This window comes from Streptomyces katrae, from assembly GCF_000966975.1.
Taxonomy (GTDB): Bacteria; Actinomycetota; Actinomycetes; order Streptomycetales; family Streptomycetaceae; genus Streptomyces; species Streptomyces katrae.
Window position 1 is genome coordinate 1 of record NZ_JZWV01001224.1, and the last position, 815, is coordinate 815.

Consider the following 815-nt stretch of genomic DNA (forward strand, 5'->3'; position numbering starts at 1 on the left):
GATCGGCGCCCTGGCGGGCGGCGGCGCGGGCGGCGGCGGCCAGGCGGCCGGTGGGGCGGACAACCCCCTCGGCGGCCTGCTGGACATGCTGACCAAGTCCGGCCTCGCCGACCAGGCCCAGTCCTGGATCGGCACCGGTGAGAACCAGCCCGTCAGCGGCGCCCAGATCAAGGAGGCGCTCCCGGACGACGCCCTCCGGCAGGCTGCCCAGCAGGCCGGGGTCAGCACCGACGAGGCCGCCGACCAGCTCGCACGGACGCTCCCGCAGGCCGTCGACAAGCTGACCCCGAGCGGCCGGGTGCCGACCGAGTCGCTGGAGGACATCATCCGGCAGCAGAACCTCTGACCCCCGGCGGGACCGTCCGCGAGGACCCGGCACCGTCCACAGGGCGGACCGCCGGGTCCTTCCGCGGTACCCAGTGGCTACCCTGAGTCAGGCCCAGCCACCCGTTACGCGATCACCCTTGGAGCGCCCGTGAGAACCGCCGTCGTCATCGGAACCGGACTGATCGGCACCTCCGCGGCCCTCGCCCTGACCGCCCGCGGCATCTCCGTCCACCTCGTCGACCACGACCCGGCGCAGGCCCGTACCGCCGCCGCCCTGGGAGCCGGCACCGACGACGCCCCCGAGGGGCAGGTCGACCTCGCGATCGTCGCCGTACCGCCCGCCCACGTGGCCGCGGCCCTGGCCGACGCCATCGGACGCGGGCTGGCCCGGGCCTACGTGGACGTGGCCAGCGTCAAGGGAGGCCCGCGCCGCGAGCTCGCCGCGCTCGGCGCCGACACCTCCGCCTACATCGGCACCCACCCCATGG

At 75.7% G+C, this 815-nt stretch carries 2 protein-coding genes; both read left to right on the forward strand.

Going from position 1 to position 815, the window contains the following annotated elements; genetic code table 11:
• Nucleotide 1 precedes the first annotated feature (1 nt).
• Nucleotides 2-346 carry a YidB family protein gene (locus VR44_RS35265; protein ID WP_094192126.1) on the forward strand — a complete coding sequence of 115 codons (345 nt, stop codon included), beginning with the start codon at nt 2-4 and terminating at the stop codon, nt 344-346.
• Nucleotides 347-475: 129 nt separating this feature from the next.
• Nucleotides 476-815 (forward strand): prephenate dehydrogenase/arogenate dehydrogenase family protein (locus VR44_RS35270; protein WP_045951730.1); only part of this gene is annotated, 340 nt, incomplete at its 3' end.